Annotated in this window: 14 protein-coding genes; 10 read left to right on the top strand and 4 right to left on the bottom strand. The window is 49.9% G+C overall.

Features of this window, described 5'->3' with window-relative positions; all coding sequences use genetic code 11:
• Nucleotides 1-6: 6 nt before the first annotated feature.
• The 4 genes from FEM44_RS19435 (at nt 7) to tusE (ending at nt 2725) form a co-directional block, all read left to right on the top strand.
• Nucleotides 7-258, top strand: a complete 252-nt coding sequence (locus tag FEM44_RS19435) for a DUF4224 domain-containing protein (protein ID WP_135522268.1) — start codon at nt 7-9, stop codon at nt 256-258.
• Nucleotides 227-1246 (top strand): tyrosine-type recombinase/integrase, encoded by a 1020-nt coding sequence (locus FEM44_RS19430; protein WP_001346425.1) that lies wholly within the window; start codon nt 227-229, stop codon nt 1244-1246. The genes FEM44_RS19435 and FEM44_RS19430 overlap by 32 nt, the downstream gene beginning before the upstream one ends.
• Nucleotides 1247-1644: 398 nt before the next feature.
• Nucleotides 1645-2304 (top strand): FtsH protease modulator YccA, encoded by a 660-nt coding sequence (yccA, locus tag FEM44_RS19425; RefSeq protein ID WP_000375136.1) that lies wholly within the window; start codon nt 1645-1647, stop codon nt 2302-2304.
• A 91-nt stretch (nt 2305-2395) separates the two neighbouring features.
• The gene (gene tusE, locus FEM44_RS19420; RefSeq protein WP_000904443.1) at nt 2396-2725 is read left to right on the top strand and encodes a sulfurtransferase TusE; all 330 of its coding nucleotides are present in this window, start codon (nt 2396-2398) and stop codon (nt 2723-2725) included.
• On the opposite strand, the gene yccX is transcribed toward tusE, so the two are convergent.
• Nucleotides 2722-3000, bottom strand: coding sequence for an acylphosphatase (gene yccX, locus FEM44_RS19415; RefSeq protein ID WP_135522883.1), 279 nt, complete (start codon nt 2998-3000; stop codon nt 2722-2724). The genes tusE and yccX overlap by 4 nt on opposite strands.
• Before the next feature lie 94 nt (nt 3001-3094).
• On the opposite strand from yccX, the gene rlmI reads away from it, so the two are divergent.
• Both rlmI and hspQ read left to right on the top strand, forming a co-directional pair.
• Nucleotides 3095-4285 carry a 23S rRNA (cytosine(1962)-C(5))-methyltransferase RlmI gene (rlmI, locus tag FEM44_RS19410; RefSeq protein WP_064528417.1) on the top strand — a complete coding sequence of 397 codons (1191 nt, stop codon included), beginning with the start codon at nt 3095-3097 and terminating at the stop codon, nt 4283-4285.
• A 57-nt stretch (nt 4286-4342) separates the two neighbouring features.
• Nucleotides 4343-4660 (top strand): heat shock protein HspQ, encoded by a 318-nt coding sequence (hspQ, locus tag FEM44_RS19405; protein ID WP_001295356.1) that lies wholly within the window; start codon nt 4343-4345, stop codon nt 4658-4660.
• 44 nt (nt 4661-4704) lie between these two features.
• Here hspQ and FEM44_RS19400 read toward each other — a convergent pair whose 3' ends face one another.
• A complete protein-coding gene (locus FEM44_RS19400; RefSeq protein ID WP_064528416.1) occupies nt 4705-5118 on the bottom strand; it encodes a CoA-binding protein in 414 nt (137 codons plus the stop codon).
• Between the two features lie 172 nt (nt 5119-5290).
• Between FEM44_RS19400 and FEM44_RS19395 the strand changes: the two genes are divergently transcribed.
• Together FEM44_RS19395 and mgsA are read left to right on the top strand one after the other, a co-directional pair.
• Nucleotides 5291-5953, top strand: a complete 663-nt coding sequence (locus FEM44_RS19395; protein ID WP_130205387.1) for a DUF2057 family protein — start codon at nt 5291-5293, stop codon at nt 5951-5953.
• Between the two features lie 95 nt (nt 5954-6048).
• Nucleotides 6049-6507: a methylglyoxal synthase gene (gene mgsA, locus FEM44_RS19390; RefSeq protein WP_064528411.1), complete on the top strand. Its 459-nt coding sequence runs from the start codon at nt 6049-6051 to the stop codon at nt 6505-6507.
• 31 nt (nt 6508-6538) lie between these two features.
• Here the strand turns inward: mgsA and helD are convergent, their stop codons facing one another.
• Nucleotides 6539-8593: a DNA helicase IV gene (gene helD / locus FEM44_RS19385; protein ID WP_135522925.1), complete on the bottom strand. Its 2055-nt coding sequence runs from the start codon at nt 8591-8593 to the stop codon at nt 6539-6541.
• Between the two features lie 122 nt (nt 8594-8715).
• Here helD and FEM44_RS19380 point away from each other — a divergent pair, with 122 nt between their 5' ends.
• Both FEM44_RS19380 and yccS read left to right on the top strand, forming a co-directional pair.
• Nucleotides 8716-9162, top strand: a complete 447-nt coding sequence (locus FEM44_RS19380) for a YccF domain-containing protein (RefSeq protein ID WP_064528407.1) — start codon at nt 8716-8718, stop codon at nt 9160-9162.
• A gap of 9 nt (nt 9163-9171) precedes the next feature.
• Nucleotides 9172-11334, top strand: coding sequence for a YccS family putative transporter (gene yccS, locus FEM44_RS19375; RefSeq protein ID WP_135522884.1), 2163 nt, complete (start codon nt 9172-9174; stop codon nt 11332-11334).
• Here the strand turns inward: yccS and sxy are convergent.
• A complete protein-coding gene (sxy, locus tag FEM44_RS19370) occupies nt 11297-11926 on the bottom strand; it encodes a CRP-S regulon transcriptional coactivator Sxy (protein WP_135522885.1) in 630 nt (209 codons plus the stop codon). The two genes, yccS and sxy, sit on opposite strands and share 38 nt — an antisense overlap.
• Nucleotides 11927-11945 lie beyond the last annotated feature (19 nt).

Here is an 11945-nt window from a genome sequence, read left to right as displayed (position 1 = left end):
GACCACATGTACGAATTAACTCTATCGCCAGCAGAGATTAGAGAGCTTACGAGATACGAACGATACACAAAACAGCAACACCAGTTAAGGTTGCACGGCATCCCATTTGTAACCGGTCCTAAAAACGAACCAATAGTTCTTCGCAGTGATGTTCCACGTGGAACGACCGCGATGCCGAAAGTATCTGAACTGGTTTCTGCTGAACCCGATTTTGAGGCGCTGAACAATGGGAAGACCAAGAAAAAACAAAAAAGATAATGCACTGCCACCACGTGTCAGGTCGAATGGTTACAGTTATGTATGGAAACCCGAAGGAAGCACAAGAACTATAGGGCTCGGAAGAGTGCGGGAAACCAGCGTAGCTAAAGTCTGGCAAAATTATGAACTGGAAAAAGCAAAACTCCACAACATAATGACCGTCGCTAAATTATGGCACATGTTTATGGACTCCCCTGCATTTACAGAACTGGCCCCCCGAACCCAAAAAGATTATCGGCAACATCAAAGAGCGTTGCTGGCGGTATTCGGTAAAGTGCTTGCTGATAATGTAAAAATTGAACAGGTAAGAATTTTCATGGATAAACGAGGACTAGAGAGCAAAACCCAGGCAAACCATGAACTGGCAAGTCTGAGTCGCGTATACGGATGGGGGTATGAGCGTGGGTATGTGAAAAATAATCCATGCAAAGGAGTCAGAAAATTCACGCTTAAAGCTCGTACTGTTTACATCACTGATGAACAATATGCTGCGATATATGCGGAAGCAATTCCGCAGTTACGTATTGCAATGGAGATATCCTATCTTTGTGCGGCAAGGCTCGGTGATGTGCTCGAGCTAAAATGGCAGGATATTATGGATAAAGGAATTTACATTGAGCAAAACAAGACTGGTGCTAAACAAATTAAGGAATGGTCTCCGCGATTACGTACCGCGATCCAGTTAGCCCGAAATGTAACTTCCGGCACATGCGAGTATGTGATCAATACAACCAAAGGTGGGAAAGTTATAGCCAAAACGCTGAACAACTGGTGGAATCAGGCTAAACGCGCAGCGGAGCAAAAAGCCGGTGTTCCGTTTGGGTGCAACTTCCATGACATAAAAGCCAAAGGGATTTCAGATTACGAAGGCAGCAGTCGCGACAAACAAATTTTCAGTGGGCATAAAACAGAAAATCAGGTGTTGATTTATGATCGAAAAACAAAAGTCACACCAACACTGGACTTGCCACTTGTGGTTAGTAAATAGACAATTCAGAAAATCTTTTCGCAAAAATACTTGGTATAAAAACTCAGAAAACCACCTAATAGCCTGATTTTTCTAGAGGTTAAAGTTGATTATCTTTTAATCACTTTTCCGTATTATATTGATTTTCCTTTGTTTTTCTTCGGTCTTGAAAACCGGCGACCCGAAAGGGTTCCAGAGTTCGAATCTCTGCGCTTCCGCCAAATAAGATAAGGGGTTAGCTAAATGCTAACCCCTTTTTCTTTTGCCTGTCAAAATGCTATACCACACTCAGTGGCTTAACCATCCTCTGCTAAACCTGTTCCAGATCAAATGCGTAAAGATGGGTAAAACCTCTGGGTAGCTTTCGGCATTATCATTATGCTGCTTCATTAATTACACCTGTCATAGAGAGTGACTCAATGGATCGTATTGTTAGTTCTTCACATGACCGTACATCGCTGCTTAGCACCCATAAGGTGCTGCGTAATACCTATTTTCTCCTGAGCCTGACACTGGCCTTTTCGGCGATTACCGCGACGGCCAGTACGGTTCTGATGCTGCCATCTCCGGGGCTGATTCTGACGCTGGTGGGTATGTATGGTTTGATGTTCCTGACCTATAAAACGGCGAATAAGCCGACCGGGATTATCTCCGCGTTCGCGTTTACCGGTTTTCTGGGTTATATCCTCGGGCCAATTCTGAACACCTATCTGTCAGCCGGAATGGGTGACGTAATTGCCATGGCGTTGGGCGGTACGGCATTAGTGTTCTTCTGCTGCTCTGCGTATGTGCTGACCACTCGCAAAGATATGTCGTTCCTCGGCGGTATGCTGATGGCGGGTATTGTTGTTGTCCTGATCGGGATGGTAGCGAATATCTTCCTGCAACTGCCTGCTCTGCATCTGGCGATCAGCGCGGTGTTCATTCTGATCTCCTCTGGCGCAATTCTGTTTGAAACCAGCAACATCATCCACGGCGGTGAAACGAACTACATTCGTGCCACTGTGAGCCTGTATGTGTCGCTGTATAACATCTTCGTTAGCCTGTTGAGCATTCTGGGCTTCGCCAGCCGCGATTAATCTCGCCCGCTATCTCTTTCTGAGCCTCGCTTTATGCGGGGCTTTGTTTTTTGTTACACTGCCGCCAGTCTGACTAAGGTAGTAAATAATTATGCTGATCTTCGAAGGTAAAGAGATAGAAACCGATACCGAAGGCTATCTCAAAGAGAGTAGCCAGTGGAGCGAACCACTGGCGGTGGTCATTGCAGAGAACGAAGGTATTACACTGTCGCCAGAACACTGGGAGGTGGTGCGTTTTGTGCGTGACTTCTACCTGGAATTTAATACCTCTCCGGCAATTCGTATGCTGGTTAAAGCGATGGCGAATAAATTTGGTGAAGAGAAAGGCAATAGCCGCTATCTGTACCGACTGTTCCCGAAAGGCCCGGCAAAGCAAGCCACCAAAATTGCTGGCCTGCCTAAACCGGTGAAATGCATTTAACGAATACGAAAATCGGTTAATTCCCCCGAGGGATGATGCGGCTCGCTAAGCACCCGTTCCACACGCGCTGAACGCGGGCCGCCGCTTTTTAACCACTGCATTAATTTTTCCACCTGCCCTTCTTCACCGCAGGCAACGACTTCCACGCTGCCATCGTCAAGATTTTTGGCGTAACCAGTTAATCCCAGTTTTTTCGCTTCGTACTGGGTGGTATAGCGAAACCCTACCCCCTGAACCCGGCCGTATACCCAGGCAATTATGCTGACTTTCGACATGACTGCTCCCCTTATCCTTAATGGACGCGTTGCAAATCCATGGAAAACTCCGGACAATGGCGCCCATTTCTTTGCATCGACAGAATAGTTAATTATGAGTGTACGTTTAGTGTTAGCCAAAGGGCGCGAAAAATCATTACTTCGTCGCCATCCGTGGGTCTTTTCCGGCGCCGTTGCCCGGATGGAAGGTAAAGCCAGCCTCGGAGAAACCATCGATATTGTTGATCATCAGGGAAAATGGTTAGCACGCGGCGCTTATTCGCCAGCATCGCAAATCCGTGCGCGCGTCTGGACGTTTGACCCGTCAGAATCCATCGACATTGCCTTTTTTACTCGCCGTTTACAACAAGCGCAAAAGTGGCGCGACTGGCTGGCGAAAAAAGATGGCCTCGACAGCTATCGTTTAATCGCTGGCGAATCTGATGGCCTGCCTGGCATTACTATCGACCGCTTCGGCAATTTTCTGGTGCTGCAACTGCTGAGTGCTGGCGCAGAGTATCAGCGCGCGGCATTAATTAGCGCCCTGCAAACGCTCTATCCGGAGTGCGCAATTTACGACCGCAGCGACGTCGCTGTACGTAAAAAAGAAGGTATGGAGCTGACCCAGGGGCCCGTTACCGGCGAGCTGCCGCCTGCCCTGCTGCCGATTGAAGAACACGGTATGAAGCTGCTGGTGGACATTCAACACGGCCACAAAACGGGCTACTACCTGGACCAGCGTGACAGCCGCCTGGCTACCCGCCGCTACGTTGAAAATAAACGCGTACTCAACTGTTTCTCCTATACCGGTGGTTTCGCCGTCTCGGCATTAATGGGTGGATGCAGCCAGGTTGTCAGCGTCGATACTTCGCAGGAAGCCCTGGATATCGCGCGGCAGAACGTTGAGCTGAATAAGCTGGATCTGAGCAAGGCTGAGTTTGTCCGTGATGACGTCTTTAAATTGCTGCGTACCTATCGCGATCGCGGTGAAAAATTTGACGTTATCGTGATGGACCCGCCGAAGTTTGTTGAGAATAAAAGCCAGTTGATGGGCGCATGCCGTGGCTATAAAGACATCAACATGCTGGCCATTCAGCTGTTGAATGAAGGCGGAGTTCTCCTGACTTTCTCATGTTCTGGCCTGATGACCAGCGATTTATTTCAGAAAATCATCGCTGACGCCGCAATTGATGCCGGTCGTGATGTACAATTTATAGAGCAGTTCCGTCAGGCCGCCGATCACCCGGTGATCGCTACCTACCCGGAAGGGCTATATCTGAAAGGGTTTGCCTGTCGCGTCATGTAACTTGAAAAGTGAAATTTTGCCCATATATCAAAGGTAAAGATTTCCCGGGAGGTGACTATGATTGCCAGCAAATTCGGTATCGGCCAGCAGGTCCGCCATTCCCTGTTAGGTTATCTCGGAGTGGTCGTGGATATCGACCCGGTTTACTCGCTCTCTGAACCGTCGCCTGATGAGCTGGCGGTGAATGACGAGCTTCGCGCCGCTCCGTGGTATCACGTGGTGATGGAGGATGACAACGGCCTACCGGTTCATACCTACCTGGCTGAAGCCCAGCTAAGTAGCGAATTGCAGGATGAACATCCAGAGCAACCGTCAATGGATGAGCTAGCGCAGACTATCCGCAAACAACTCCAGGCGCCGCGTCTGCGTAACTAATCCTCATAAACATGCCCGGAAGGTTTTCGCCTTCCGGGTATTTTTTATTTCGCCAGCCCCAGACGAGGGATCTCAATCGCCGGGCAGCGATCCATCACCACGTTTAGCCCAGCATCACGCGCCAGCACTGCCGCCTGTTCATTTATAACACCCAGCTGCATCCATAAGGTTTTCGCCCCAATAGCGATCGCCTCCTGCGCCACGCCCCATGCTGCTTCTGAATTACGGAAAACATCGACCATATCCACTTTTTCCGGAACCTCCGCCAGCGTGCCGTAACCTTGCTGGCCTAACAGCGTTTTACCGGCGACCTTTGGGGAGACGGGAATAACGTGATAGCCCTGATCGAGCAGATACTTCATTACGCGATAACTTGGACGATCGGGCTTGTCACTTGCTCCCACCAGCGCAATGGTGCGGGTGGACGTTAAAATGCCTGCAATATCGGTTTCTTTCATCATTTCCTCCAGACTATTTACCAAAGTGTACGACAATCCCGACATGCCAACCATGTAGCTACTACGAATGTATGAGAGCAAAAGCAGAAAACATGTCTATATGTTAGTAAGTATGATTAAAGAAAAATTTTGATACATTATTAGTCGGGCGGTCTTTGGACAGGAGCTACCTATGAAAACCGGCATTATGACCACCTTGATTGCACTGTGTTTGCCGGTATCCGTTTTTGCCACCACACTGCGGCTATCCAGCGATGTTGATCTCCTGATACTCGACGGTAAAAAGGTTTCCAGTTCTCTGCTTCGCGGTGCTGATAGCATCGAACTGGATAATGGACCACATCAGTTAGTGTTTCGCGTTGAAAAGACAATCCATCTTTCCAGTAACGAAGAACGACTTTATATCTCCCCGCCGCTGGTCGTTAGCTTTAATACCCAGCTCATTAGTCAGGTAAATTTTCGTCTCCCTCGCCTGGAGAATGAACGAGAAGCGAACCATTTTGACGCAGCGCCGAACCTTGAATTGTTAGATGGCGATGCGACGCCGATTCCGGTGAAGCTGGATATTCTCGCCATTACCTCTGCCGGGAAAACAATCGATTATGAGCTGGAAGTCGAACGCTATAACAAATCCGCAAAACGCGCTTCGCTACCGCAGTTTGCCACTATGATGGCGGACGACAGTACACTGCTTTCCGGCGTTTCGGAACTGGATGCGATTCCTCCGCAGTCACAAGTGCTCACTGAACAACGGCTGAAGTATTGGTTTAAACTGGCTGACCCACAAACGCGTAATAACTTTCTGCAATGGGCGGAAAAACAACCTTCTTCCTGAGATTTTTGTGCCTGTGCGCAGGCTTTTTCAGTCTTTATCTTGCAGCGATAAGTGCTTACAGTAGTCTGTAGGAAAGTTAACTACGGATGTAAATTATGGAACTGACAACTCGCACAATGGCGGCGCGTAAACATATTGCGCTGGTGGCACATGATCACTGCAAGCAAATGCTCATGAGCTGGGTGGAACGGCATCAGCCGCTTCTGGAGCAGCACGAACTTTATGCAACGGGCACCACGGGTAACTTAATTTCCCGCGCGACAGGAATGAACGTCAACGCGATGCTGAGTGGCCCGATGGGCGGCGATCAGCAGGTTGGCGCATTGATCTCAGAAGGGAAAATTGATGTGCTGATTTTCTTCTGGGACCCGCTGAATGCTGTACCACACGACCCCGACGTGAAAGCGTTGCTGCGTCTGGCGACGGTGTGGAACATTCCGGTCGCCACCAACGTAGCAACGGCTGATTTCATCATCCAGTCACCACATTTCAACGACGCTGTAGATATTCTGATCCCGGATTATCAGCGTTATCTCGCAGAACGCCTGAAGTAAGTTCGCACAGGCGGCACTCGCCGCCTGTTTCTTACGGTTTCCTTGCTACCGGTACATCCAGTTTTTTCAGGTCGTCTACAAAGGGAGAAGGATTCTCTTTGCTGAACAGTACCCAAACCCGATGCCGTGCGCGAGTGAGCGCAACGTACATCAATCGCCGTTCTTCGGCGTCCGGATATTCCTCTACAGGCGGCAGTAGCGCCTCTTCCATAATGGACTCACGCGCCACAGCCGGGAAGCCATCACCCCCCTCCTGCAAACCAACGATGATGACGTAGTCGGCCTGTTGCCCTTTGCTGGCATGAATGGTCATAAAGTCGATTTGCAGCTTCGGCCAACGCGTCGTGGCTTTATCCAGAGTAACGGGCTTCAGATGGTGGTAACGAGCCAGAACCAGAATGCGCTCTTCGGGTTTGACATAACCAGATAGCTTGTCCAGTAAAGCGTCAAGCTGACTCTCATCCAACAAGGTGACGGCTTTTTTGTCACCATTCGTTAAGCTATTCAGCGGTTTTTTCAACTGATTAGGGTTCTGCTGAATAAAACGGTTTGCCACCTCTCCGATACGGCTATTAAAACGGTAAGTCGTGTCTAAATTACAGCGATCGCCTTCACCGAAGTTTTCATGGAAGGCCGTGGTGAGCGACATTTGCGCACCGCTGAAGCGGTAAATAGCCTGCCAGTCATCGCCAACGGCAAACAACGTTGTCTGACTATTTTGTTTACGCAATGCTGCCAGCAAGGCCGCTCGCTGTGGGGAGATATCCTGGAATTCATCAACCAGAATATGTTTCCACGGGCTGATAAACCGCCCTTTCTCAAGGATAGCAATCGCCTGATGAATCAGACCTGAAAAATCGACGGCGTTTTCCGCTTTCAGCGCACCTTTCCAGGCTTTCAGCAACGGTGCCATCAATTTGATTCGTTTACTGAACAGATCCCGAATCTCTTCTGGCGCACTGGCAATCATTTCAGCCTGCGCGCCGCCGTGCATCCGCATCAGACTGACCCAGCGATCGAGGCGAGATGCGAGACGACGCTGCAATTTTTCATCATCCCAGAAGTTGCCTTCTGGCACTGACCACTGCAGTTCTTCCATCAACCATTGTCGCCAGCCCTTCGCCTGTGCTTTCTTTTCACTACACTGCTTGCGCCACTCAGCAATAAAGAGTTCATGGCGGGCTGCGGTGTCATTTTCCAGGTTACTGACTGTCGGTACTTTTTTGCTGCCTTGCTGAATAATATGCAGGGCCAGAGAATGAAACGTGCGCGCGGTAATCTCTTCGGTATGCAGCCGTTCGCGGATCCGCTCGTCCATCTCTTCCGCCGCTTTTCGACCAAACGCCAGCAATAAAATTTGCTCGGGTGATGCTTCACCACGCGCCAATAACCAGCCAGCGCGCGCCACCAGTACAGACGTTTTTCCGCTTCCTGCGCCAGCCAGCACTAACAGGGAATGCTCACCATTAACCACCGCCCGGGCCTGCGCCGGATTAAGCGGTGAAGACTCAACCTGACGGAAAAAATCCGCATATTCGTTAAGCATTGTTTCGGTATACGCCTGATTATGCTGCAACCGACTGCCTTCAATATCTTTCAGCCAGGCCTGACATTTGCGCCACGGCTCACGACAGTTATCAAATTCCTCCAGGCGATTAACCGGTAATGGCAACGCAGACAAAGCCTGATGAATTTGTTGCTGTACTCCAGTGGTTTGCTCCCGCGTCAGCCATTTATTTTCTCCAGTGCGGGCAGCAATAAGATCCAGTTGTTGCTGCAATACGCCAGCGGCAATTTCGCTCATTTCCTCGCTCCAGCGCCGCCAGTGAGCATCAAGATGATGGTGAAAACGCTGCGTCTCTGCCCATTCAGTGCCATGCAGACGCACGACTTTTTCATCAGGCAATACAAATTCCAGCTCACCCCATACCAAACCACGTTTGCAGTGAATAGCCAGTAATTGATTGAAAGGAATAAGGTATTCGTGGCGATCGCCGGAAACTTTTATCCCGGCATTGAGGATCACCGCCCGATCGTAAGGGTGCTGTGCCAGACGTTTGCCAAGAGTTGTCGCTTTCAGTTCCATGTCTCTGTAGATCCACACGATGTCATTTCTTATCAGTGTAACCGCCAGAGAAAACGTGCTCCAGCCCAAAAAAACGTTACAATTGCCGCCCATTACTGAAAACCACAGTAAAGCGAGGTTTTATGCGTACCGTTTTGAACATTCTGAACTTTGTGCTTGGCGGATTCGCCACCACTCTTGGCTGGCTGTTAGCGACCCTGGTCAGTATTGTGCTGATTTTTACCTTACCGCTGACACGGTCCTGCTGGGAGATAACCAAACTGTCTCTGCTGCCTTATGGCAATGAAGCTATTCATGTCGATGAACTAAACCCGGCAGGCAAAAATGTGCTGCTTAACACTGGCGGTACTGTACTGAATATTTTCTGGCTGATTTTCTTCGGCTGGTGGCTATGCCTGATGCATATCGCAACAGGTATCGCGCAATGCATTTCCATCATTGGTATTCCGGTTGGTATTGCGAACTTTAAAATTGCCGCTATTGCACTGTGGCCGGTCGGACGCCGCGTGGTATCGGTAGAAACAGCTCAAGCTGCGCGTGAAGCCAATGCACGTCGCCGTTTCCAATAATCCAACATTATGGCCTTTATGCTAAGTCCTTTGCTCAAACGCTATACCTGGAACAGCACCTGGCTGTATTACGCGCGCATTTTTATCGCACTTTGCGGCACTACTGCGTTTCCGTGGTGGCTGGGTGATGTAAAACTTACGATTCCGCTGACTCTCGGTATGGTGGCGGCAGCACTGACCGATCTCGACGACCGACTGGCGGGACGTCTGCGTAATCTCATTATTACGCTGTTCTGTTTTTTTATTGCCTCGGCTTCAGTAGAGCTGTTATTTCCGTGGCCCTGGCTGTTCGCCATTGGTTTAACGCTCTCCACCAGCGGCTTCATTTTGCTCGGCGGTCTGGGTCAACGCTATGCGACCATCGCTTTCGGTGCATTGCTGATTGCCATTTACACGATGCTGGGAACCTCCCTGTATGAACACTGGTATCAGCAGCCTATCTATCTGCTTGCTGGTGCGGTTTGGTACAACATCCTGACGCTTATTGGTCATTTGCTGTTCCCTGTCCGCCCGTTGCAGGACAACCTGGCACGTTCTTATGAACAACTGGCGCGGTATCTGGAACTCAAGTCACGTATGTTTGATCCTGATATTGAGGATGAAAGCCAGGCTCCGCTGTATGATTTGGCGCTCGCCAACGGGCAACTTATGGTGACGCTGAACCAGACGAAAATCTCGTTGCTGACCCGCTTACGCGGCGACCGCGGTCAGCGGGGAACGCGTCGTACACTACATTACTATTTTGTAGCGCAGGATATCCACGAGCGGGCAAGCTCTTCACATATTCAGTATCAAACGCTGCGAGAACATTTTCGCCACAGCGACGTGCTGTTCCGCTTCCAGCGCCTGATGTCGATGCAGGGCCAGGCTTGCCAACAATTGTCACGCTGTATTTTACTGCGCCAGCCTTATCAGCACGATCCACATTTTGAACGCGCTTTTACGCATATTGACGCTGCACTTGAGCGAATGCGCGAAAACGGTGCGTCCGCCGATCTGCTAAAAATACTGGGATTCCTGCTGAACAATTTACGTGCCATAGATGCCCAACTGGCGACTATTGAATCAGAACAAGCCCAGGCGCTGCCCCACAATGCAGACGAAAATGAACTCGCCGACGACAGCCCTCGCGGGTTTAGCGATATCTGGCTGCGTCTTAAACGTAACTTAACGCCGGAGTCTGCACTCTTCCGCCATGCAGTGAGAATGTCGCTGGTATTGTGTGTTGGTTACGCCATCATTCAGATAACCGGAATGCATCACGGGTATTGGATCCTGCTGACAAGTCTGTTTGTCTGCCAGCCAAACTATAACGCCACGCGCCACCGTCTGAAGTTAAGGATTATTGGTACGTTAGTGGGTATTGCGATTGGTATTCCTGTACTGTGGTTTGTTCCGTCACTGGAAGGACAACTGGTACTGCTGGTGATTACCGGCGTGCTCTTTTTTGCCTTCCGTAACGTGCAATACGCTCATGCAACGATGTTCATTACGCTTCTGGTGTTACTGTGCTTCAACTTGCTGGGTGAAGGTTTTGAAGTCGCGCTGCCTCGCGTAATCGATACACTGATCGGCTGTGCAATAGCATGGGCGGCGGTGAGCTACATCTGGCCCGACTGGCGGTTTCGCAATCTGCCGCGAATGCTTGAACGCGCGACGGATGCTAACTGCCGTTATCTCGATGCCATTCTTGAGCAATATCATCAGGGGCGTGACAACCGTCTGGCGTATCGTATTGCCCGTCGCGATGCTCACAACCGTGATGCTGAACTGGCGTCGGTGGTGTCGAATATGTCCAGTGAACCGAACGTCACACCGCAAATTCGCGATGACGCATTCCGTTTACTGTGCCTTAATCATACGTTTACCAGCTATATTTCTGCCCTCGGCGCACACCGCGAGCAGTTAACCAACCCTGAAATTCTGGCGTTTCTTGATGACGCAGTTTGCTATGTTGATGACGCGCTACATCATCAACCTGCCGATGAAGAACGCGTCAATCAGGCATTAGCTGGCCTGAAACAGCGGATGCAACAACTTGAACCGCGGGCAGACAGCAAAGAACCTCTGGTTGTACAGCAAATCGGGTTACTGATTGCATTACTGCCAGAAATTGGCCGTCTGCAACGTCGGATTACTCAAGCTCCTCAGGAAACTCCTGTTTCGGTGTAATAGAATCTGCCCATTCTGCAAGCTCCCGGCGGCGTGCCACCGGGAGCGCAGCTTCATGAATACCGATAATTGCGCCTTCAAGCATGAACAGAATCTTTTCTGTCACCAGACTGTTATGCTGCCGTAGTCGCAACCAGCACATTTTCGCCCCAAGTATACGTAGCGCCCGAACATCCTTAATCCCCACTTCCCCGAGAATCGCTTCCAGGTGATAAGACATATTGGGCAAATCTTTCAGCCGTTGCTGGGTGTCGCGCGTACTTTTCTCTTTAAGCGCAGCATCCAGCGAATACTTCGACAGCCGCACCAACTTCTGTTGATTCCGCCATAAGCTTTCATCAACCCGGTAGTAATTGAGAGTAACGGGGCGGCCACACTTTTTGTATGTCAGCCAGACTGGCGGATGTTTTACACAGTACTGTGCGCTTTGCTCACAAGCCCGAAGGTACAACTCACCATCAGAAACCATCGCAAACACTGTATCGTCAACGGTCAGACTGTAACTGCCAAACAACGATCGATATTCAATAGTGCCTAACGTCGACAGATATTCTTGTGACTTATAGATCCGCTTGTAGGAGAGGCTTTTCATAAAATTCCTTTTAAAATCA

The organism is Escherichia sp. E4742 (assembly GCF_005843885.1).
Taxonomy (GTDB): Bacteria; Pseudomonadota; Gammaproteobacteria; order Enterobacterales; family Enterobacteriaceae; genus Escherichia.
The sequence above is the reverse complement of the archived record's forward strand: the minus strand, read 5'-3'. Positions and strand labels throughout refer to the sequence as shown.